Origin of the sequence: Trichocoleus sp. FACHB-262 (genome assembly GCF_014696035.1) — a bacterium.
Taxonomy (GTDB): Bacteria; Cyanobacteriota; Cyanobacteriia; order FACHB-46; family FACHB-46; genus Trichocoleus.
In genome coordinates this window covers 194,137-216,916 of the sequence record NZ_JACJPK010000034.1, presented here as the reverse complement: position 1 = coordinate 216,916, position 22,780 = coordinate 194,137, and the positions used below count along the sequence as shown (strand labels likewise).

19 protein-coding genes and 1 tRNA gene are annotated in these 22,780 nt (G+C 49.3%); 11 read left to right on the top strand and 9 right to left on the bottom strand.

Annotated features, from left to right (window positions below; genetic code table 11):
* Positions 1–10 precede the first annotated feature (10 nt).
* A complete protein-coding gene (locus H6F68_RS07375) occupies positions 11–748 on the top strand; it encodes a DUF554 domain-containing protein (protein ID WP_190557745.1) in 738 nt (245 codons plus the stop codon).
* Positions 749–751: 3 nt separating this feature from the next.
* On the opposite strand, the gene H6F68_RS07370 is transcribed toward H6F68_RS07375, so the two are convergent.
* From H6F68_RS07370 to H6F68_RS07360, 3 genes are all read right to left on the bottom strand, one after another.
* Positions 752–1,897: a hypothetical protein gene (locus H6F68_RS07370; protein WP_190557743.1), complete on the bottom strand. Its 1,146-nt coding sequence runs from the start codon at positions 1,895–1,897 to the stop codon at positions 752–754.
* Positions 1,898–1,973: 76 nt separating this feature from the next.
* Positions 1,974–3,044 carry a 3-deoxy-7-phosphoheptulonate synthase gene (locus tag H6F68_RS07365; RefSeq protein WP_190437565.1) on the bottom strand — a complete coding sequence of 357 codons (1,071 nt, stop codon included), beginning with the start codon at positions 3,042–3,044 and terminating at the stop codon, positions 1,974–1,976.
* Between the two features lie 821 nt (positions 3,045–3,865).
* Positions 3,866–4,795: an exopolyphosphatase gene (locus H6F68_RS07360; RefSeq protein WP_190557741.1), complete on the bottom strand. Its 930-nt coding sequence runs from the start codon at positions 4,793–4,795 to the stop codon at positions 3,866–3,868.
* 262 nt (positions 4,796–5,057) lie between these two features.
* On the opposite strand from H6F68_RS07360, the gene ilvA reads away from it, so the two are divergent.
* Positions 5,058–6,569 (top strand): threonine ammonia-lyase, biosynthetic, encoded by a 1,512-nt coding sequence (ilvA, locus tag H6F68_RS07355; RefSeq protein ID WP_190557739.1) that lies wholly within the window; start codon positions 5,058–5,060, stop codon positions 6,567–6,569.
* 13 nt (positions 6,570–6,582) lie between these two features.
* Here the strand turns inward: ilvA and H6F68_RS07350 are convergent, their stop codons facing one another.
* Positions 6,583–7,923, bottom strand: a complete 1,341-nt coding sequence (locus H6F68_RS07350; protein ID WP_190557737.1) for a cytochrome P450 — start codon at positions 7,921–7,923, stop codon at positions 6,583–6,585.
* A gap of 74 nt (positions 7,924–7,997) precedes the next feature.
* On the bottom strand, positions 7,998–8,405 hold the full coding sequence (locus H6F68_RS07345; protein ID WP_190437573.1) for a hypothetical protein: 408 nt from the start codon (positions 8,403–8,405) through the stop codon (positions 7,998–8,000).
* Positions 8,406–8,555: 150 nt separating this feature from the next.
* Between H6F68_RS07345 and H6F68_RS07340 the strand changes: the two genes are divergently transcribed.
* Positions 8,556–9,254 (top strand): hypothetical protein, encoded by a 699-nt coding sequence (locus tag H6F68_RS07340; protein WP_190557735.1) that lies wholly within the window; start codon positions 8,556–8,558, stop codon positions 9,252–9,254.
* Between the two features lie 61 nt (positions 9,255–9,315).
* Here H6F68_RS07340 and H6F68_RS07335 read toward each other — a convergent pair whose 3' ends face one another.
* Positions 9,316–12,642 (bottom strand): efflux RND transporter permease subunit, encoded by a 3,327-nt coding sequence (locus H6F68_RS07335; RefSeq protein ID WP_190554040.1) that lies wholly within the window; start codon positions 12,640–12,642, stop codon positions 9,316–9,318.
* Positions 12,643–12,769: 127 nt separating this feature from the next.
* Complete coding sequence (locus H6F68_RS07330) at positions 12,770–14,254, bottom strand: efflux RND transporter periplasmic adaptor subunit (protein ID WP_190557732.1); 1,485 nt, start codon at positions 14,252–14,254, stop codon at positions 12,770–12,772.
* 418 nt (positions 14,255–14,672) lie between these two features.
* Between H6F68_RS07330 and H6F68_RS07325 the strand changes: the two genes are divergently transcribed.
* Complete coding sequence (locus tag H6F68_RS07325; protein ID WP_199299956.1) at positions 14,673–15,833, top strand: tocopherol cyclase family protein; 1,161 nt, start codon at positions 14,673–14,675, stop codon at positions 15,831–15,833.
* Between the two features lie 58 nt (positions 15,834–15,891).
* Positions 15,892–15,965, top strand: a tRNA-Arg gene (locus H6F68_RS07320).
* Between the two features lie 62 nt (positions 15,966–16,027).
* On the opposite strand, the gene H6F68_RS07315 is transcribed toward H6F68_RS07320, so the two are convergent.
* A complete protein-coding gene (locus H6F68_RS07315; RefSeq protein ID WP_190437585.1) occupies positions 16,028–16,273 on the bottom strand; it encodes a hypothetical protein in 246 nt (81 codons plus the stop codon).
* Between the two features lie 335 nt (positions 16,274–16,608).
* Here H6F68_RS07315 and H6F68_RS07310 point away from each other — a divergent pair, with 335 nt between their 5' ends.
* The 3 genes from H6F68_RS07310 (at position 16,609) to H6F68_RS07300 (ending at position 19,789) form a co-directional block, all read left to right on the top strand.
* Positions 16,609–18,234 carry a bifunctional diguanylate cyclase/phosphodiesterase gene (locus H6F68_RS07310; RefSeq protein ID WP_199299955.1) on the top strand — a complete coding sequence of 542 codons (1,626 nt, stop codon included), beginning with the start codon at positions 16,609–16,611 and terminating at the stop codon, positions 18,232–18,234.
* 558 nt (positions 18,235–18,792) lie between these two features.
* Complete coding sequence (locus H6F68_RS07305) at positions 18,793–19,044, top strand: hypothetical protein (protein WP_190557728.1); 252 nt, start codon at positions 18,793–18,795, stop codon at positions 19,042–19,044.
* A 430-nt stretch (positions 19,045–19,474) separates the two neighbouring features.
* Positions 19,475–19,789: an RNA-binding protein gene (locus H6F68_RS07300; RefSeq protein WP_190554036.1), complete on the top strand. Its 315-nt coding sequence runs from the start codon at positions 19,475–19,477 to the stop codon at positions 19,787–19,789.
* 160 nt (positions 19,790–19,949) lie between these two features.
* Here H6F68_RS07300 and H6F68_RS07295 read toward each other — a convergent pair whose 3' ends face one another.
* On the bottom strand, positions 19,950–20,783 hold the full coding sequence (locus tag H6F68_RS07295; protein WP_190557726.1) for an aldo/keto reductase: 834 nt from the start codon (positions 20,781–20,783) through the stop codon (positions 19,950–19,952).
* Positions 20,784–21,018: 235 nt separating this feature from the next.
* Here H6F68_RS07295 and H6F68_RS07290 point away from each other — a divergent pair, with 235 nt between their 5' ends.
* The 3 genes from H6F68_RS07290 (at position 21,019) to H6F68_RS07280 (ending at position 22,710) form a co-directional block, all read left to right on the top strand.
* Complete coding sequence (locus H6F68_RS07290) at positions 21,019–21,291, top strand: hypothetical protein (RefSeq protein WP_206755506.1); 273 nt, start codon at positions 21,019–21,021, stop codon at positions 21,289–21,291.
* A 47-nt stretch (positions 21,292–21,338) separates the two neighbouring features.
* A complete protein-coding gene (locus H6F68_RS07285; protein ID WP_242065393.1) occupies positions 21,339–22,085 on the top strand; it encodes a tryptophan-rich sensory protein in 747 nt (248 codons plus the stop codon).
* Between the two features lie 139 nt (positions 22,086–22,224).
* On the top strand, positions 22,225–22,710 hold the full coding sequence (locus H6F68_RS07280) for a response regulator (RefSeq protein ID WP_190557720.1): 486 nt from the start codon (positions 22,225–22,227) through the stop codon (positions 22,708–22,710).
* Positions 22,711–22,780 lie beyond the last annotated feature (70 nt).

Genomic DNA, 22,780 nt, shown 5'->3' with positions numbered 1-22,780 from the left:
GGATCGCTCTATGACACTTGATTTTTGGGCTAAAACCAGCGGCACCTGGATTAATATCGGCACTGTCTTGGCTGGTACCGCATTAGGCTTGGGGCTGCAAGGTCGCCTACCAATCCGGATGCAGCGCATCATTACTCAAGGCTTAGGGCTGATCACCTTGTTCGTCGGGATTCAAATGGCGGGTAGCTTAACTAAAACCCAAGCAGGCCGAATTGATGGGGTAGTCTTAGCGCTAGTGGCGATCGCCTTGGGTGGGCTGCTAGGCGAGTGGTGGCAGCTAGAAGAACGACTTACGGCAGTGGGAGACTGGCTGAAGCAACGCTTTAAGGGAGGTGGTGGCTTTACCGATGGCTTCGTTGCCGCCAGCCTCTTGTTTTGTGTTGGACCTATGACATTAATCGGTAGCCTCAACAATGGTCTCACCGGAGACAACACCCTGCTAACTTTGAAAGCGACAATGGATGGGTTAGCCGCGATCGCCTTCACCAGCAGTTTTGGAATTGGTGTCGGCTTCTCTACCTTGATCATTTTGGTCTATCAAGGTGGCTTGTCCTTAGCGGCAGGTCTACTAGCTCAGTCTCTCCCTAATCCCGCCACCGACCCCCGTGTGCTGTTGGTGACAGGCGTGGGAGGGCTAATGATCTTGGGCATCTCCTTAAACTTGTTAGAGATTGCCCAAGTTCGCGTCGCTTCATTCTTGCCAGCCTTGGCATTAGCACCCTTGATCTATTTCATTTTGGCTCGCTAGCCACTACAGTTTTTCCCAAGCTTGAATCAGGGCTTGCAGAGCTTGAGGCAAACCTTCCTTGTCAATATCGATATATTCAAAGGTGCTACCCATTGCTTGCACAGTTGAGGTGGGGTAATCAGCAAAAGCAGCGCTGGTGAAGAATCTCAAGCCATTCATGTTAGGGACTCTTTGCTGCTCTAGCACCTGTTGGAACTGACTCAGTTGTTCTTGAGACAAACGCTTGATCACCTGAGGCCCAGAGGTCGGAGAATTAGGACCACGAGTTTGGCTGTAGAGCGTCCCATCGGCGGTGAGGTAAGTATCGGTTACACTTCCGGTCAAGCCACCGGAAACGCTGAGGCGAAACACTACATTGTCACCGATCGGCGTAGGCGGTTCGTTTCCTTCAGGGATGAAAGAAGTGAAGACTTCACCTCGACTGCCGCTGGCTGTAGCATTTTGAGCGATGCGGGAAGCATCTTGGCTCACATGGTAAACCCACTGTTGGCGATCGCCCGCTACAATCACTTTCCAACCAGAAATCGCAATTCTCGTGCAAGCTCGTCCGGGTTCGTAAATCCCCATGCAGCCGTCAAAGGTGGCAGCTTTAGATTCTAAAACGCGCAAGCTAGAAGCAGGAACGCGAGTTTGTTTTGCAATGGTCTCGAACAGGCGGTCGACCACTTGAGGCGGCAAAGCAGAGGGATCTTGAGTTTCTATCCTGATCACTTGAGCTTTCAGGTCAGTGCGGTAGACCCAATTCTCTTTACCATTGGTCATTTCAACTCGCCAACCTTCTACCGTTGCCATCGCGCAGCGCTCATTGGGTTGGGCCAGCCCTAAGCAGCTATCTCCCCAAGTTTCTCGGCTAAAGCTGACTACTTTTAAGTCGCGCGATCGCAACTCAAAGCGTTGAACTAAATCTTGTTTAACTCGCCGCACCACCATCTGGGGCAAACGAGTTTTAGCTTTAGCAGCTTGGGCTTGCTTAAGTTGGGCAATCAGGGGTTGGGAAGGGTGGGGCAGCGCCACTGCTGCTGGTGCAGAAACAGCACCAAACATGACGGCACCCAACAGAGCTAACGACAAAAGCTTTTGAGGTTGCTTGGCTGCTGAAGAATTTGAAGTGAAACGCATCATTGAAAGCACCAGAAGTAAGAGAGTCATTCATTACTCTCCTAAACTAGCCTTCTGCAACCCACCCCTGAGTCCGGTTACAAAATTGGTTACAGAATTGACCAATCTAGGCGACTGGAACTCCCCCGGTTTGTCGACTCACCGCTTCTGCCAGGTTTTCTAGCATTTCCGCAGTCGTGCCTAAATCCACACAGGGATCGGTAATACTCTGGCCGTAGGTGAGTTGAGACAAATCATCGGGAATGGGTTGACTGCCCGCCACCAAATGACTCTCAATCATAATCCCCATAATGTGAGGAGAGCCAGCTTTCACCTGAGCCGCAATGTCCTGCGAGACTAGGGGTTGGCGGGTGTAGTCTTTGTCAGAGTTGCCGTGACTACAATCAATCATAATGCGCTGGTTGAGCTTGTATTTGCTCAGTTCCTTGGCTGATTTCTCGATGTAAGCAGCGTCGTAGTTGGGTCCTTGCTTACCACCGCGTAGCACTAAGTGACCATCTGGATTGCCTGTTGTAGTGACAATACTCGCTAGCCCTTGGGAACTGATCCCTAGAAAATGATGAGGAGAATTGGCTGCGAGCATTGCATTTACGGCAGCACCCAGGTTGCCATCGGTACCATTCTTATAGCCGACAGGCATAGAGAGCCCAGAAGCCATTTCTCGATGGGTTTGGCTTTCGGTGGTGCGTGCCCCAATCGCGGTCCAGGAAATCAGGTCTGCTAGATACTGCGGAGTGATGGGATCAAGCAATTCTGTGGCAGCAGGTAGGCCCAGTTTAGCCAGCTCCAAGAGCAACTTCCGCGCCTGCCGCAATCCCGTATTGATGTCGTAGCTGCCATCCAAGTGGGGATCATTGATCAAGCCCTTCCAACCAATCGTAGTGCGGGGTTTCTCAAAGTAAACGCGCATGACGATCTCAAGCTGGTCTTGTAGCGCTGTCCGCAGCTTGAGCAACTTTTGGCCATACTCGTAGGCTGCATCCACATCATGAATTGAGCAGGGACCCACAATTACGAGTAGGCGTTGATCCTCTCCTTGTAGAATATTGCGGATGCGATCGCGGGTTTCTGCCACCAAAGTAGACACTTCTTCAGTGATCGGCAATTCGCTATGAATAAAGGCTGGACTTAATAGGGGACGCGTTTCAACGACGTGCAAATCGTAGGTTCTACGCATGGGACTTATAAACTCTCAACAAAGAAACCCGGTCTCTCAAATTGCAGCTTAACAGTTTCGCTCTCCATCGTGACGTTTGAATAGAGAATTTAAGCCACAATACTTAGACTTAAGCAATTCTAACTGGCCCAAAGCTCAACGTTTTGCGGCTAACGTCGGCGGAGCCACGCAAATACCTGCTCGACTGATAAGCTCAAAGCCATTCTCGCTAAACTTGGTAACATGTCTGCGCCTGATAGTAAATCTGGCAAGCGATCGGTCTGATAAACCAAGACTAAACGCTCCTTGGGATCAATTAACCATGCTTGCCGCCCCCCATTGGTTTCTGAATTGCTATTCTACCGATATATTTCCATGCTGGCGACTCAGAGGAGAGTTCCAGAAACTCCTGCAGAGTCAAAACTTAAGATGGTGCGAGAGTCATGGGCGATCGCTGACTTAACCTTTTGATGTACAGAATCAGCTTAGCAGTTACCTTAATAATGACTATCTTTGGGAGGTAGTGGCTGCCTTAGAAAGAGCGATCGCCCTGTCGAATGTAAAAGAGCGATCGCCTCCATCATGAATCGGGTACGCACCTGATTAGCCACGATTCCGCTCCAACAAAAGCATCATCACCGGACTTAGCAGAACTTGAGTTTGAGCAGTTTCTGACGAATGCAAAAGATTGTCTCCCCTGTTGCATCTTGCAGAGTCGGTTGAGGTGCTAGCGACTAAAATTTAAAGGTGAGCGTGAGTGGATATTGCATAGGTCGTTCTGAAGAGAAATTAGAAGGGAGCGATCGCGCTGAACTGCCTCACATGGCTGCTTTGGCTATTCTTTAGCCATCTGTGTTAATTCGAGCAATCAATTCCTTTAGAGTTACTTCAGCTTGAGCATTGTCGATTTGGCAAGTTCCCGCATTGGCATGACCACCGCCGCCATATTGCAGCATTAATTCGCCAATATTGGTTTTGGAGCTTTTGTTGAAAATCGACTTACCCACTGCGAAAACTGTATTTTGTTGCTTTACACCCCACATTTGATGAATGGAGATGTTGCAGTTAGGAAACAAAGCATAAATCATGAAACGGTTGCCTGCGTAGATTACATCCTCATTCCGCAGGTCTAAAACCACTAAGTTGTCATATACGGTGGCACAACGCAAAAGTTGATCTTTGAACTGAGATGCTTGTTCAAAGTAGAGGTCAACTCGTTCCTTAACATCAGGTAGTTCTAGAATTTCAGCGATGGTGTGATTTTTGCAGTAGTCGATTAATTCCATCATCAAACTGTAGTTTGAGATGTTAAATTCCTTGAATCTTCCCAGCCCTGTTCTGGCATCCATCAGAAAGTTGAGGAGTACCCAATTCTTAGGATGTAAGACTTCATCGACATTAAATTGGGCTGAATCTCCTTTATCAACAGCCTCCATCATTTCGGTGGAGATGTGGGGAAATTTCTCTAAGCCTCCAAAGTAGTCGTAAACCACTCTGGCTGCGGAAGGGGCCTCTGGGTTGTTAATATAGCCTGCTTCAGGATTTTGATTCCGCAGAATCTCACTGTAGTGGTGATCGAACGCTAAATGAACCCCTGATACATAAGGTAGATTAGTGGTGATATCTTTATCGGTAATTGCAATCTTGCCATCCTGCATATCTTTGGGATGGACAAATTTAATTTCGTTAATCAAATCTAATTCTTTTAATAAAACAGCACAGACAAGGCCGTCAAAATCGCTTCTAGTGACTAATCGGTATTGGTCGGTCATAACTACCACTAATAATTCCTCTTCTAGTAAAACCCGCTGCTCAACACGACACAGCTTTTGGCATCAGCGATCGCAAGCTAAGCATTCCACCCCTAGGCTTCCCAGAACTTGCTAGATGGCGACAAAGTAAATGAAACAGCTTAACTTTGAGCGCAGGAAACTATGGAAGCTTTTCTAACTAGCGCGATCGCCCACCTGCACAGCAAAAGACGAGACTGAAGTAGAATTATCGTTTATCTGCCACTGCTCACCCCTTGACCCCATGCTTTGCGACTACCTGGTACAAATCCTGACGGCTCGTGTTTATGATGTCGCCCAAGAATCGCCGCTAGAGCACGCGCCCAATTTATCGGGACGACTAAATAATAGATTGCTGCTGAAGCGGGAAGATATGCAGTCAGTGTTTTCGTTTAAGCTGCGGGGGGCCTACAACAAAATGGCAAACTTGTCCCCGGGGCAGCTAGCGCAAGGCGTGATTGCAGCTTCAGCAGGAAACCATGCTCAAGGGGTTGCTCTGGGTGCTAGTCGGTTAGGAACCCGTGCGATCATTGTCATGCCTGTGACTACTCCTCAGGTCAAGGTAGATGCGGTTAAAGCACGGGGCGGTGAGGTGGTGCTGCATGGCGACACCTATGATGATGCTTATGCTTATGCCCGTCAACTTGAAGCGGAAAAAGGATTGACCTTTATTCATCCCTTTGATGACCCCGATGTGATTGCAGGCCAAGGCACGATTGGCATGGAGATTTTGCGGCAATGTCAGCAACCGATTCATGCCATCTTTGTCGCGATCGGTGGTGGTGGCTTAATTTCTGGAATTGCGGCTTATGTTAAACGGTTACGCCCAGAAATCAAAATCATTGGCGTAGAACCTGTGGATGCCGATGCGATGCACCAATCCCTTAAAGCAGGACATCGGGTGCGCTTGCCTCAGGTGGGGTTGTTTGCTGATGGGGTGGCGGTGCGCGAAGTCGGGGAAGAAACGTTTCGCCTCTGCCAAGAATATGTGGATGACATTATTCTGGTGGATACAGATGCGACCTGCGCGGCGATCAAAGATGTGTTTGAGGATACGCGATCGATCCTAGAGCCTGCCGGAGCTTTAGCGATCGCTGGAGCCAAAGCTTACGCAGAGAGAGAACAACTTGAAGGACAAACGTTAATTGCGATCGCTTGCGGCGCTAACATGAACTTCGATCGCCTGCGGTTTGTGGCAGAGCGAGCCGAGTTTGGCGAACGTCGAGAAGCAATTTTTGCCGTTAATATCCCCGAAGAACCGGGTAGCCTCCGCAAGTTTTGTGAGTGTCTCGGTCGTCGCAATCTCACCGAGTTCAACTACCGCATTTCTGATCAAAAGGAAGCACATATCTTTGTCGGTTTACAGATTCAAAATCGAGCTGATGCCGCAAAGATGGCGCAAGGTTTTGAGACCTGTGGATTTAAGACGATTGATCTCACAGATGATGAGCTAACTAAACTCCACCTCCGCCATATGGTGGGTGGTCACTCGGCGCTGGCTCATCATGAACTGCTCTACCGCTTCGAGTTTCCCGAACGTCCCGGTGCCTTGATGAAGTTTGTCACCTCCATGAGCCCCAACTGGAACATCAGCATGTTCCACTACCGCAACAACGGTGCAGACTATGGGCGGATTGTGGTGGGGATGCAAGTGCCACCCCAAGAGATGCAAGAGTGGCAAGCCTTCCTCGACACGTTGGGATATCGCTATTGGGATGAAAGTCAGAACCCTGCTTACAAGCTGTTTTTGGGGTAGTAAGGCTGTCTCCCTAGCGGCGCGATCGCAATACCATCTTAACTCCCCGTTCTGGCCTTAGTGTGACGCCTCCGCGTACAGGACGTTCTGGCTTTTGGTCGCTCAACTCTAATTCATAGCGCTGTAGGATCGTCGCTAACACCAATTTCATTTCAAACCAGGCTAAAGCTTCACCAATGCAGCGTCGGACACCTCCTCCAAAGGGTAAAAATTCATAGGGGGAAAACTGGCGCTCTAGGAAGCGTTCGGGTCTGAATTGTTTGGAGTCTGGGTACAGATCTTTACGATGATGGGTGAGGTAAATGCAACCAAACACCCTAATCCCTGGCTGTAATGAATAGCCCATAAGCTCCACAGGTTCCTTCACGGCTCGGGGCACTGTTAGCACAGCAATGGGACAAATCCGGAGAGTTTCTTGGCAAACTGCTGTGAGATAGGGCAACCGAGCAATGCTGGTGGGATCAGGCGCATCTCCTAATGTGGCTAGCTCCTGAAGTATCCTCTCCCGGACATGAGGAAATTTATGCACCCAGTAGAATGTCCAGGCGATCGCAGAGGCTGTAGTTTCGTGGCCTGCCAACAGTAAAGTCATTAATTCATCTTTTAATTCTGCATCAGTCATGCCTCCTCCAGCTTCATCCTTAGCGGAAAGAAGGAGGCTCAAAATATCTGAATTAGCAGGATCATGATGTCGCCGACGAGCTTGAATTTCTGTGTAGAGTAGTTCGTCGATTTGCCGCTGGACATGCCGCACATATCCCCAAGGACTGCGAGGGCCTAAATCCTTTTGTAAGCTAGGGAAAAAGAGCAAGCCTGCTATCAACGGAGATTTAAACAAATCCATCAGTGTAGTGATGCGTTGCTTTAGCTCATAGAATCGCTCTCCTTCCGATAGCCCAAACACAACCCTCAAGATCACATCCATCGAGATGTTCTGTGCTAGGGTGCGGGCAGTAAAGGACTGACTAGGCGCTAACTGAGCAAAGGCTTTATCTGCCAACTCAATAATTGATTGCCCATAGGCTCGCATGCGATCGCCGTGAAATGGAGGCAAAAGGAGTTTGCGCCCCTGGAGATGGCGATCGCCTTCTAATACCAGCAAGGAATACTCGCCCACTAAAGGCCGCAACAATTGATTAGGCGGAGCGGCGAATTGTTTGGTATCGCTAGAAAAAATTTGTTGGATTGCGGCAGGATGACTAACCAGCAGCATGATATCGGCATTTCCCATAACAGGTGCATTGAAAATATCTCCGTAACGTTCTGCTGCTGTCTCCAGGAACCTTAGGGGATCTAAGGTATATTGCAGTTTTTGTAACCAAGATGGTATTTTTGGACCGTCAGGGATATTCATCGTAGTTACTGGTTAAAGTAGGAAATTGGTTCAAGCAAGAGCGAGCTTTGTCACCGCAGATTATACCCTCTGTTTCATTTTGCAGTAGCTTGTTGAATTCTCTCCTCAATGTCTTCTAGCGTTTGAATCACGAGGCGCTTAGCTTGTAGTTTCCAGCCCCACTGTTGAATCTTAAAGGCGGCAAACCCAGCAGCAGCCACGATCGCAAAATCGAAAGGTTGGGAGAATGATATCCCTAGCAGTAAACCGAGGCCAGCGATGCCCCAAAATGGCAGAGCGACGGTCTGGCGCTGTTTCTCCACAAGTTGGCTTAAGGTATCTGTCGGCATCTCTGCCAGCAATGTTTCTTTAATCTGCCGCTGCTCTGCTAAAGGAACAGAGATACCGATTTTTTGACGCAGTTTTTCTATCTTGCGAGCATCAGTGCTGTATTGAGTGAGTTCATCCTCTGCCATAAGGATCAAGCGTTCTAGCTGTGCCATTGTTTATTACTGTGATTTGAAGAAGTCGAGTAATAAGAGTTTATAACATGGTCTCTTCTTATCCTTCAGTGGCAAGAAAACTGCGTGTGACGTTGCCCCTCAAATTATGCAGCAAGGGTTTCTAAAACTCAGGAAAACGATTTGAGATGGATGTATCTTCTATCAGTTGTCTCCTGCCTACCCCAGCAAGAGAGCAGCGATCGCTACAACTCTCTCAACTTGCGTATTATGAAACGTTTTGCTATTTTTGGCCTCTTCCTATCTTTAGCTGCTGGCTGCACGCCCTTACAGCCCGCTCCTCTACCTGCCCCATACCCTGATACTGGGAGTCCGTCCCCAACTCCAACTATCACTCAGCCTACTTCTTCTCCCTCTAGCACTCAAGGAAAAAATACTTTTCAGAGCGATCGCTTTGGCTTTCGTTTCCAATATCCGGAAGGTTTTACACCGGATAATCGCAGTGAAAATAAACCTCCAGAGGCTAAAGAGGCTTTGTTGGGAAGGCTAGAAGTTTGGGACAGCGAAGACTATCAGGCGATCGCCTCCGGCACTTGGAAGGGAGGTGAGTATCCGGCGAGCGTGACAATTTCAGTTTTTGATAATGCTCAGAAGCGCCCCCTCGCAGCTTGGAAGGAAGCTAATCTGAGCCGAGGCGAAGATAAAAATATTACGGTAGCGGGTCAAGATGCGCTAGCTTACGCTTCCACAGGTCTGTATGAAGCAGATAACGTTCTCTTCCCTAGCCCCGATGGTCGTTATGTGATTCATATTCATGGCGCTTACATCAACCCGGAAGATCCCATGCGTCAGGCTTACCAAAAAGTAGTGTCTAGCTTCGAGTTTCAGTAAAAACAAGAGCGATCGCCTTATTTGAGTAAAGCGATCGCTCTCTTAATGTATGCCCTAATCTCTAGTGATGATCTGTGGAGCGGCTAGCAGTAGTTTCTCGGCTGTGATGACCTGCACCGTCACTATGCCCATCCTTATGACCATCTCCGTTGCCATCTCCATCGCTGCCCATAGTCGCTGAGTTTACACCTACAAAGGCTGGCTGGCGCGATCGCCGGAGCTGAGATTCAGCGGTTTTAATCACGATGTACAGCACAGGCACTACAAACAAACTGAGCACTGTGGCTACGCACATTCCGCCCACGATCGCTGTCCCCAAAGATTGTCGGGCTGCGGCTCCTGGTCCGGTGGCAACGATCAGAGGCACAGCGCCGATCACCGTTGAAATGGCAGTCATCAAGATTGGGCGTAAGCGGTCTCGGCAAGCTTCCGTCACCGCTTTGGTTAAAGTCAATCCTTCGTCAGAAAGTTGGTTGGCAAACTCCACAATCAAGACTGCGTTTTTACTCGCCATGCCGATCAGCATGACTAGCCCGATCTGGGTGTAGACATCGTTCGCAGTGCCCCGCAGTAGCACCGCGAATAAGGCTCCCAAAACCGCTAATGGCACAGTCAGCATGATGATCAGAGGATCGGTGTAACTTTCATACTGAGCCGCCAGGGTTAAGAAGACAAAGATAATGCCTAGAGAGAAAATAAAGACGGCTGAACCGCCTGCCTGAATCTCCTCCAAGGAGAGACCAGACCACTCGTACCGGAACCCCTTGGGCAGGGTTTCGTTGGCTACGGCTTCCATCGCCTTGATTGCTTGCCCAGAACTAACGCCAGGTGATCCTGAGCCGTTAATCTCTACAGAACGGGAGAGATTGTAATGGGTAATGATCGAAGGGCCGATTGTCTGATTCACACGCACCAAGTTGCCGAGAGGAATCATCCTGCCAGCTCGCGATCGCACATACAGCTTCTTGATGTCTTCCGGATTAGAACGGAAGCGGCTATCTGCTTGCACATACACTCGGTAAGCCCGTTGGAACTGGTTGAAATCATTCACATAGGCGGAGCCGAGGAAAATTTGCAACGTGCTAAAGATTTCTTCCGGTGAAACCTGGAGTTGGTTGGCTCTCACCCGATCCACTTCTACGGAGATCTGGGGAGTGTTGGCATTAAAGGTAGGCCGCAACCCAGCTAGTTGAGGTTTGTCAGGAGCGGGATAGGTAGTTGCCCGCCCCATGAATTTACCTAACACTTCCCCAATCGTGTTGAAGTCGCTGCCTGTGCGGTCTTGTAGGTGAAACTCAAATCCCCCAAAATTACCAATCCCTTGAATAGCGGGTGGGGGAAACGGCACCACGATCGCTTCCTTAATTCCAATCAGTTGCGGAAATAGCCCCGATGGTTGCGGAAAGAATCCGCCAATAATGCCTTTAACCGACTGTTCTGCTTTAGGACGTTCTGCCCAGGGTTTTAGGGTGGAGAAAATTAAGCCGTTGTTGGGTGTAGCACCACTGAAGCTAAATCCTCCCACAGCAAAAATATTTTTGATTTCGGGGCGCTGCTTCATGATCTCCTCAGCTTTTGCCAAAACTTCTTCGGTGTAGCTGAGGGATACGCCTTCTGGTCCTTGAACCAGTGTAATAAAGTAGCCTTGGTCTTCATCGGGTACAAACCCCGCTGGCACAATCGTGTAGATCCAGTAGGTAAGGACTAAACCCGCTGAGAACAAGGCCAGCACTATGCTTTTGCGCCGAATGACTTTTGTCAGTGTTCCAGTGTAGCTTTGGCGGGTCCGCTCGATCGCACCATTAATGCCATTAAAAAACCAATTGTTTGGCGTTGTGTGTCCTTGCTTCAGCAGCAAAGCTGACAAAGTGGGCGTAAACGTAATCGCGTTGAAAGTAGAAACCACAACTGAGAAAGCGATTGTGAGCGCAAACTGCTTATATAGTTGCCCTGTGGTGCCAGGGAAGAAGGCAATGGGCACGAACACTGTGATCAACACCAGCGATGTGGCAATGACCGCACCAAACAGCGCATTCATGGAGGCGAGAGCCGCCTCAAGGGGACGCAGTCCATCCTCGTTAATCCGCCGCGAGATATCCTCCACAATCACGATCGCGTCATCAACTACCAGACCTGTAGCAAGTGTTAAACCGAACAAGGTCAGGGTGTTGATCGAGAAATTCAGCAGCTTGACAAAGATAAACGTACCAATGAAAGCTACCGGAATCGCGATCGATACTACCAGCGCCGCCCGCCAGTTCTGCAAGAACAGGAAGATGACTAAAATCACTAACGCGATCGCCTGGAAGAGCGAGACGATCACCTCTTCCGCCCCTGCTTGAATGAAAGTCGTGGTGTCAAAGGCGATTTCGTAATGCAAACCGGGAGGGAAACTAGCGGTCAGCCGTTGCATCTCATCTTTGACTGCTTGTGCTGTATCCAGAGCATTACTGCCGAACTGCTGGGTGATCCCTAGTCCTACTCCCCGATGGGTGACGCGATCGTCTGAGGTAAAGCGCAATACCGAACCGTAGTTTTCTGCGCCTAATTCCGCTCTGCCTACGTCTCTCAGCTTCACCAACGTGCCAGCATCCGTACTTTTGATCACTAGCTCGTTGAATTCTTCCGCATCTTTCAGCCGTCCTTGGGCTGTCACTGCATATTGATACTGTTGCCCAGTAGCAGCAGGAGGCTGACCAATTTGTCCCGCGCCAATTTGGAGGTTTTGTTGCTGCAATGCCACCACTACATCTTGTGGGGTCAAGTTGCGGCTAGCTAGGCGTTCTGGGTCAAGCCACAGCCGCATAGCATATTTGCGCTCTCCAAAAATCTGTACCCCACCCACGCCTTCGAGCCGTTTTAAGGCATCAACCACATAGAGGTCGGCGTAGTTGCTGAGATAAACATCGTCGTACAGATCTTCGTCTTTGCCCTCGTCTCGGTCAGAGTAAAGCCCGATCGCCAGCAAGAAGTTGTTGTTGGCTTTAGAAACTTGCACCCCCGTCTGGGTAACAGGTCCAGGCAGACGCGAGACTACGGTTGAAACCTTGTTCTGGACATCAACCGCAGCAATATCTTGATTCAGACCCAAGTCAAAGGTCAAATTAATACTGCTGGTACCGTCATTGGCACTAGTGGACTTGATGTATTTCACCCCAGAGACACCGTTAAGCTCCCGTTCCAGAATGTTGGTAACGGTTGACTCTACGATCTCCGCATTCGCGCCAATGTAGTTAGACGTAACGCTGACCTGGGGGGGCGTAATGTCTGGGTACTGGGCGATCGGCAGGGTAGGGATACAGGCAAGGCCTAACAAGGTCACAACGATCGAACAGACCGTAGCGAATACAGGACGTTTGATAAAGAAGTCGGAAATGGAGAGAATCATAACTTCGCTACCCGTAGAAGCGGCCGTAGAAGTGCTAGAGGCGAAGGATTCAGGCAGGAATTTTTTGATGAATCTAAAATTGAACTGCCGAATGCTTCGCTTCTACAAGACATGGCACAGTATCGTTTTAAGGAGCGCTAGCAGGAGCATTAGCAGGTGGAGTATCTGCTGCGATCGGCATGCAGTTCTGCAATTGCAGAATGCCAGAAGTCACAATGCGATCGCTCGCACTGAGTCCTTCTACGACTTCCTGGTTGTTGCCGACAATCCTGCCTAACTTGATGGGTTTCTGCACGGCGACCAATTGGTCAGGCGCCACCTGGGGTCCGCCAGGAGCACCACCGGGAGCCGCATTAGCTTGCGCCTGCGCTTGACAACCTGAGCTTTGAAAAGGAGCTGCGACGAAGATAAAGTCTCTGCCGCCTAGCCGAGAAATGGCGGTAGTAGGAGCCAGAACTCCAGAGCGTGACTGCCAAATTACTCTGGCCCGGACAAACTGCGACGTCCGGAGTTGATTGTTAGCGTTGTCGAAAAGCGCCTTCACCTGTACTGACTGAGTTGACGGATCAACGCTGGGCGAAATAAATGAGACTTTGCCTGTCTGCAACACCCGGTCTTGATCACTCAACAGCTTGACAGGCAACCCTAAGCGCAAATTAGGCGCTCTTTCCAGCGGGATGGCAATTTGTACTTCCAGTTCCTGGTTTTGCGTCAGGGTCAGTAGAGGAGTTGCAGCACTGACAACATCACCCTGCTTGACTGGGATATTGCCAATAACGCCTGCAAAAGGAGCGGTAATAGCGTAGTCTTGTAGTTGCGCCTGCCCTTCTGCTACATTCGCCTGGGCTTGCTCCAAGGCTCGCTGACTTCTGACCACTTGAGATCTGGCTCTGTTGATGGCACTTTGTTGAGCCCGGATGTCAGCCTCCGTCTGCCGGACGGTTGCTTGAGCCGTTTGCAGCGCATTGAGTCTCTGATCCAGAATTTGTCGGCTTTCCGCTCCTTGCCGCTGGAGTTCCTGGTAGCGCTCGTATTCGCGCTGATTTAGCTGGACATTGGCTTGGTCAGCGGCTCGTTTTTCTTGCAACGCTTTCAGCGTGTCGATCGCGCTGGCGACATCGGCTTGCGCAGAATCAATATCAGCGGCGGCTGTATCAACCGCAGCATTGCGACTGGCGACTTGCGCCCGTTGCTCAGCCGCACCAATTTGCAAAAGTGGCTCACCTGCTTCAACGCGATCGCCCGCTTCTACATAGATAGCCGAGACTTGACCTGACACACGCGGTTGTAGGGTCACAGACTGCCGTGAATCTAAGGTAGCTGCATAATCTGAGCTATCTTCTACTGGGGCTGATTCAGGGGTGCCTAATTGCACTGGAGTCGGTGGTGGCTGCATGGAGCCTGCCATCAGCATGGGCATGATGAAGCGGCTAAAAATGATCCAACCTATGCCACCGAGAAGCAGCAGGCCAATTGTAACAGGCAGTAACCACCGTCGAAAGCGGCTTGAGTTAGGGGGCTGACTCGGCTCTTGCGGGTGTTGAGGAGCGTTCAGTTCTCCCTCAGAGATAGCTGGGAGAGCAGGTTGCTGTTGAGTATCGTTGCCGCTCATAGGGAATGCCTTGAATCCGAACAATGGTTTAAGCCACTACAAAGAGTGATGCTCGAAATAGTGATGGTTGAGCCCGCTCAGAAAAACAGAGCTAGACTTCATGCTTGTATTCAATTAGCTTCAGATACGGCTTTTTCTGTGAACCAAACTAAATAACTAAGAATATTTTCGAGCTAGAGCAGCAAAGATGAATGAGCCCAAGTTATCACAGGCGATCGCAATTCGACTTCATGCCGTTATCTCACCCAATCGGGTGAAGTGGATGGCTATTGCGGTAGACCTGTAGAAAGTTTATCGATTGTAACTTTGCGTTAGATTACCTTAACACTGGACGATGCTAAATTCTATCCGGGTGGGGACGAAAATTCTGGTAGCTTTTTACTACCCTATCTCAACCACTACTAGGGGCTAATTACCGTTGGTTCAGCAAGCATCAAGCTGCATCGCTTCCTTAATCTCCTCTTTACTACCAGCCTCTGGCTCCCTTCAAACGCCTCATAGCGGCTATCACTGGGACGGTAATCCGCGTCGGTTTTTTGAAGGCTGGTACTACCGAGTGACGTTACCCGATCTGGGCCAGACTTTTGCCTTTATGTACTCTATTGAAGACCCGCAGGGGGGGACACCTGCCAGCGGTGGTGGAGCACAGATCTTAGGGCCAAACGATGAATATCTCTGCCGTAGCTTTCCTCAAGTCCAGCAATTCTGGGCGTGGCAGCAGGCTCTGGGCATGGGGCATTGGCGATACACCAGCGAAGCCGCTCATAGTCAAACTTCTCAAAGCGACTTGGAAACTAAGCAACCGAGATTGCTACCCCCGGCAGAGTTCGATCGCTGGGTCAAAGAAGGGTATCAAGCAACGGCAACTTGGCAACAGGGAGTATTGAATGATCCTGGTTCTGGGGCATCAGCTCGCTGGCAATACAAAATTCAGCCTATTTATGGTTGGGGGAACGTCGGCAGTCCGCAACAATCCACCGCAGGCTGGCTCTCTTCTCTGCAAATTTTTGAACCTGGCTGGCAAATCCTCATGGCTCACGGTTTAGCCACAGGTTGGATTGACTGGAACGGCCAACGCTACAACTTTACGAATGCGCCTGCCTATAGCGAGAAAAACTGGGGTGGTTCATTTCCGCAGAAATGGTTTTGGCTCAATTGCAATTGCTTTACTGATGAACCAGATCTAGCCCTGACGGCTGGAGGAGGTCGGCGGGGAGTGTTGTGGTGGGTGGAATCGGTCGCCATGATCGGAATTCACTATCGAGGTAAATTCTACGAGTTTGTCCCCTGGAACAGCAAAGTAACTTGGCAGATTAAGCCGTGGGGTTGCTGGCAGATGCAAGCTGAGCAAGGCCAATATCGAGTGGAGCTAACGGGGACTTGTGATACACCAGGGACTCCTTTGCGCGCCCCTACAGAACAAGGTTTAATTTTCTTCTGCCGTGACACGATGCATGGGCACGTGACCTTACGCCTCTGGCAACGCGATCGCTCTCAACCGATTTTAGTGGCGCAAAGCCATCTCTGTGGCTTGGAGGTGGGAGGTGGACCTTGGGAAGAAACGTGGGAGTCTACGTGATACTGTCAAAGCTCTTGCATGCACTCACACAACTGTTATGATCGTGATGTTTGAAACTGGGGTTGTAGCTCAGATGGATAGAGCGATCGCCTCCTAAGCGATAGGCCGCGGGTTCGAATCCCGCCAATCCCGTAGGTTTGAGTCTGTAGTTTGCCTGGTGTCCTGCATCTGCATGGGTAAAGGTATGGTGAAAGTTAGCTGGCGATCGCGCTAACCGCTTGAGGTGATAAAGCTTTCACGAGATTAATCCATGTCAGCGTGTCTTCAGAGTGGGGAAGCAGTGGCAAGGTGTGCAAAAACGAAACGAGGTCTTCTAAGCAACTGTAAGGTTCGCTCGTGAAGTACAGATTTTCGACCCAGTAAATAGTTTCATCTTGAATCGTGGCCGTTTTGAGCAGATATCCTCGGCCCAAGGCGAGATTGAACGCTCCATTCATCATAGTTAGACTCCGCAACTGTTGGACTTTGCAGCTTTATTGATGAGTTTCAGTATCGGTTGAATGGCTGGTAGTACCTATCAGCAAAGTTGCTCAACCTTATCCGCTAGATGATGGAAGATGGCGATCGCAATATCGGGAAGTCTGTAAGAGACAGCCTCGTTGAGGCTAATTTCCTGGAATTGTCAAGTAAAACCACCTTTCAATCGAGGTGTTTGACAACTCACCTGTTGTCTTTTAAGTCTCACTCGTGATCTATGTTGCTCTCTCAGAAGCTTCATCTTTATTCATTCTTAGCTAGTTTTAGATTCCTCAAAACTAGCTATATCGCCAAAATAATGGCAGTGGCATTTTTAGGCACCCATGTTCCTCTTCTCACGTTATTGCTAACTTTTGTTGTCTCCCATTCCTATTCCTGGGAAACGGCAATTCCAGTTTTGGTCATTGCTTTGGTCGCGACGTTGATAGGCACCGCAGCCACTCTCTATGCCTTACATCACCTTCTGATTCCAGTCATTTTGACTTCTACGGTTTTGCAAGACTATCTCGATACTAAAACCTTGCCGGAACTACCGACAGACTTTGAAGATGAAGCTGGGACGTTAATGGCGAATACCTCCCAAACGCTACACCAATTAGATGAGTTGATTCACTACATCCGCCATTACGATAACTTGACTGGCTTGCCCAATCGGGATTTGTTTTGCGATCGCCTGTATCAAACTCTGTCCCCAGTTCCAAACCAACCAAGATTGGTGGCGGTGCTGATGGTGGGGATTGATGACTTTACGGGCGTGAGTCATGCTTGGCAACCGGAGACTGCCAACCTGCTCCTTAGAGCCATGGCTCAACGTTTAACTACTTGCCTGAGTTCCACAGAGACTTTGGCCCATCTCAGCGAGGATCAATTTGCGATCGCTCTCACAGACTTGCCCTGCTTGGAGACTGTGGTTAAGCTTTCTCAGTTAATCTTGAGCACGCTAGCAAAACCTTTCGCTTTAGAAGGCGGGCTGATTCGGATTACAGCCAGTGTGGGAATTACCATCAATGAGCTGGGAGAGCGGCAAGGCGTCGAGCCACTTTTACAGCAGGCTCACATGGCACTTTACCGAGCCCAGCAGCAGGGACGCGGCCAATACCAATTTTATTGCCCCGAAATAGCCGCTCAGTTGCAAGACCGCTTAGCGTTAGAGAACGAATTGTATGGTGCTTTAGAGCGCCAGGAAATGCGGGTTTACTACCAGCCTTTAATTGATTTACAGAGTGGAGAATTGACAGCGGTCGAGGCACTAGTGCGTTGGCAGCATCCAACTCTGGGTTTGGTTTCCCCCGCTAAGTTTATCCCCATTGCTGAAGCCAATGGTCTGATTGTGCCACTGGGAGAATGGGTGTTGCGTACGGCCTGTGCCCAGAGCCGAGCTTGGCAGTTGGCTGGATTTCCAGCCATGCGAATGTCCGTCAACCTGTCCGCTCGACAGCTAGAACAACCCAATTTAGTGGACATGATTAGGCAGGTTTTAGTAGAGACGGGGCTAGAGGCAGCCTACCTAGAATTGGAAGTAACTGAAAGCGCGTTGATGGTGGAGCTAGAGCGATCGATTGATACTCTAAAACAATTGCAGGGGCTGGGCATCTTGCTGGCCCTGGATGACTTCGGTACAGGATATTCCTCCCTCAATTACTTAAAGCAATTTCCGGTGAGTCTGCTCAAGATCGATCGCTCCTTTGTGCAAGATATACTGTCGAATCCAGACAGTGCTGCGGTGAGTGATGCGATCATTGCCTTGGCAAAAAGCCTGCGGTTAAGCATTACAGCGGAGGGGATAGAAACTGAGGAACAGTTGGATTACCTGCGCCAACGGGGATGTCATGAAGGCCAAGGATTCTACTTCAGTCGTCCTGTTCCCGCAGCTAAGCTCACGCAAATGCTGGAAAGTTGTTCTCGGCAGATCCAGGTAGCCTGAGGATCAGCTCCTGCTTCTCTGAATATTTTCGTGAGTTAGCTGAAAAGCAAAAAGCTGAATCAATTTTAGCCGCTATTTTCTCTCTGTTCTGAGAGCTGACGTGGGCTTACTTCAGCGGAGCGATCGCCCTATCGCATTACTAAGCGAGTAATGGCGTTGACCGAAATCTTTCACTTTTTGAGCACCTCTAGTTGGGGTGCTTTTTGTTTGCAGGGGAAGACTGGCACAACTCTGTGGAGAAGATGTACGCACCTCTTTTCAAGAAGCTGACTTAATTAAAATCTTCTTAGGAATATTTTGGGCAAAATTGCTATTGACGAGAAAATAGAGCTTTTGATAGAATTTCAAGTCTTTATGTGGTACCATTGAAAAACACCGAAACTCTTAGTAAAGCTAAGGACTCACGATACGTAGTTTCCTTCTGAGCCTAGAACTTGCTTAAGAGCGGTAAATCTGCAAATTACCCCTAATCAAAAAAGCATCATTCAATCGCTATCACCTCGTAGGTAGCATTGCACCTGTCCAGCTAAGCTAATTTCTTCATAGGTTTGGTGGTCATTGAAAATTCAAGCGTTAGAGATTCAAGTGGGCGATCGCATTGTTGCTTATTGCAACAACAAGATGCAAACCTGCACAGTGAAGCACATCGTAGATCCTGGACAGCGTAACGTTACTTTGTCAGTCTCTACGTCCGAGCACTCTCGCAACTCCATTTCACGGGTGGTTCGGTTTCATCAAGATGCTTGGGTGGATTTGCAAGCTAAAGTTGCAAGTGCCAATCCTGTGATGGAGGATGCTTGCCAAGCGTAGCTCTTACCTGAGGATGCATGGTAATAGAGCCGGCTGATGGTGAATCGCTGATTTGCTAGTCATCTCGACGGAAAAGTAACTCTAGTTTAAGGAATCGTTATGTCTAAAGAGCAGAAAGGCAACAAAGAATCTAAAAAACCGAAAGCCCAGTCTGATGGGACCAAAAAAGAAAAGAAAGACCCTAAGCGACATGACGGACTGGGCGGCAAATAAACGATTAGGTGTGGTGGTCCACCAGAAAGTAAAATTAAGATTTTTTGGTCAGGAAATAACTCAACACACCACCTAACTATTGTGTTATGGTTGAGAAGAGAATTAGTAATCGGTTGCAGCGTTTGTTTTTAGCATTGACGGTTTTTTCACCTTTGGTATTGGCAAGCTTCTCTCCGAAATCTCAATCTCTACACCCCTATGATTTTGGAGACAAGCTATGTCGATTTATGTAGGCAATTTGTCCTATGAAGTTACAGAAGCAGATTTGACTGCTGTATTTGCTGAATACGGTTCAGTTAAGCGCGTTCAGCTTCCCACCGATCGCGAAACTGGTCGGATGCGTGGCTTCGGCTTCGTAGAAATGGGTGCAGACGCTGAAGAAGCAGCTGCCATTGAAGCATTGGACGGGGCTGAGTGGATGGGTCGCGATTTGAAGGTTAACAAAGCCAAGCCTCGTGAAGACCGTGGTGGTGGTGGTTCCTTCGGTGGTGGCGGTGGCCGCAGAAACGACAGTTTCTCTCGCGGTTACTAATCTCTGAATTTTTGCCGCTTGATTCTCAAGCCATTAATTTTCAAGGATTGAGAGAACTAAACCTGCCAAGCTTAATGTCTGGTTAGGTTCTCTAGCTCATCAAATTTAATTTGTATAGGCTCAGGTTATTGCTACCTGGGCCTTTGTTTTTGCTCTATTTTTACAACATTTCTAGGGAACCTCTCTTCGTTGGGGCTGGGAAGGCCGCATCCAAGGCTTGCAGATCCTCCGGCGTGAGTTGCAGATCCAGCGTGGCCCGATTTTCTTCTACGTGAGCGATACTGCTGGATTTAGGAATGACAATCACATTTTCTCGGTGCAGCAACCAAGCAATCGCGATTTGAGCGGGAGTTACGTTTTTTTGCTGGGCAATTGTCTGTAGGGTACGATGCTGGAGCAGTCGGCCTTGTTCTACGGGTGAGTAGGCCATGATCGGGATACTTTGTTGGCGGCACCAAGGTAACAAGTCCCACTCAACGCCACGACGCATCAAGTTGTAAAGCACTTGATTGGTCGCGATCGCTTCTCCTCCGGGTAAAGCAACAGCTTGCTTCATATCGGCTACATCGAAATTGCTGACACCGTAATCTCGAATTTTGCCTGCCTGCTTCAGGGTTTGAAAGGCTTCTAAGGTTTCCGAGAGAGGGGCAGAACCTCGCCAGTGCAATAAATAAAGATCAAGATAATCGGTTTTGAGCCGTCGTAAACTGCGCTCACAGGCAGCGATCGCGTCTTGACGAGAGGCGTTGTGCGGATAAACCTTGCTGACTAAAAAAGCGGAGGAACGCCGATCAGCAATGGCTTCAGCAATAACTGTTTCAGCACCGCCTTCGCCGTACATTTCGGCTGTATCAATCAGAGTGATACCGAGATTAAGGCCATGCTGCAAGGCCGCAACTTCGGTAGAACGTTGATTGGCAGCTTCTCCCATCCTCCAAGTGCCCATTCCTAAGGCTGGAATTGATTGACCCGATGGTAAGCGGATGGTTCTCATAGCAACTCTGTGAAGCAACTCTTTAAAGCACTGCGTTTTAAGACACTGCGATCGCGCTGCACTTTAGGAATACGGCAGCAATTCTGGGCACGATAGCGCATTTAACAGCAATGAACATCTAACCGGAGGGCGATCGCTTCATACTCCGAAAACCTGTCCTACATAGCTATCAGCTATGCCAAGTCCTCCCCTTGATTAGTGCTGTTTAGACTGGAAGGAGACGTTTATGAATTCTATGAGTCAGAATCGTGGACCTAATTCTGAGAGTGTGGCAGACGCATTGATTGCTGATTTGAGACAAGAGGGGCAACTCATCAATTTAATTCTTCAAGGATGTATTGAGCTGCGTTGGGCAATCGGTCCAGAAGAACAGGACATTGCTAGAGCCATGATTTACAATGCGTTTGAAACCTACGCCTTAGAGCGAGGCATGTCTTTAGCAGCAGCCGAGCAGTTTTGTGAGCAGCATTTAGAAGACCTGATTCAGGATGTTTTAGCCGTTTTATGAAAGTGTCGCCGCCAGAATCTAGATCGGGATCGCGTGCAGGCATAAGCTTGGCGATCGCAACGCTTGTGGCCATCGTCGCAACGCTGCTAGTCAATGCCCTCTCGAATTTTTTCCCGATTGCGGGGTTGAACATTGGCGCGGTTGCCAACACTATTCTGGGGGGTGTGCAGATTACCCCGGCTAACTACGCCTTTGCAATTTGGGGTCTGATTTATCTTGGACTCATTGCCTATGGGGTTTATCAGCTCGGCCCTGCTCAGCGCCAAGAGGCTACGCTGCGGCGGGCTAGCGCTCTGCTGATTGTGGCTTGCTTAGCTCAGATTGCTTGGGTTTATCTCTTCACGCTACAACTGTTTTGGCCTTCGGTGGCAGCAATGTTAGTGATTCTGCTGCCGTTGATTGGAGCTTATTTACAGCTACATGATGGCGGACAAGTGTCGCGCGATCGCAAATGGTTGGCCCATATCCCGTTTAGCATTTACTTAGGCTGGATTTCTGTCGCTACCATCGTCAATGTAGCCTCAGCGCTGTATAGTTCTGGCTGGGATCGCTGGGGTTTAAGTCCCACTAGTTGGACAGTCACGATGTTGGTCGTTGCGACAATCATTGGAGCGCTTGTGGCCATACGACGCGCTGATATTGCTTTTACCTCGGTGTTCATTTGGGCCTTTGTGGCGATCGCAGTGCGTCAATTAGCGAACTCAGCCATAACGGCGACTGCGATTGGTGGAGCGATCGTCATGGCTGTGCTCTTAATATTCGGTAACCGTAAACATAACCAACCCCACCTTTAGAGGTAATTTCTCACCCTGTACTTGAAGTTTTGGGCCTTCAGGCGAGTGAGTCTATCGGAAGGTAGGGAGCGTATGGACCGACATGCAGTAGAACAAACATAGGAGTGTTACATTTGCTGGGCGCAAGTACGAGTTTCAAATGTATCAAATTGCGATCGTTGATGATAATGAGGCTTGGTGCTTCATCTTAGAAGCTAGGCTCGGCCAGTATGGCTATGCTGTGTCCACCTTTACCGATCCAGATGCCTTTCTGCGAGAAGCAGAGCGATTTGATCTCGCCCTGATTGACTTTTCCATGCCCCCACGACGCTACCAAATCAATACAGATGGCCCGGATGTGATTTGCCGATTGAGGCAGCGTGTGGCTAATCCACCTTTGGTAATTTTGATCTCATCTTTTTTCACGGATGATATCCTCAGCCAAACTTCTGATCTGGGGCTGGAAGCTGATGCTTACCTCAGCAAAAGTGTTGAGTCAGCAGGACTGCTGCGACAGATAGACCGCTTGCTAGCTCCTAAACGATCGCTGGCTAGAGGGAAATCTCAAGGGAAAACTGATAGCCAACAGCGCTCAGAACGCTCTTCTGTGATGGAGATGGGCGACTCCTTACGGCGCTGCGGTTAGTTAAAGTAGTGTCATTGCTACTTATCGCTACCTGAAAGGCTGTTGAAGCTACAGAAGTCAGATTAGGATG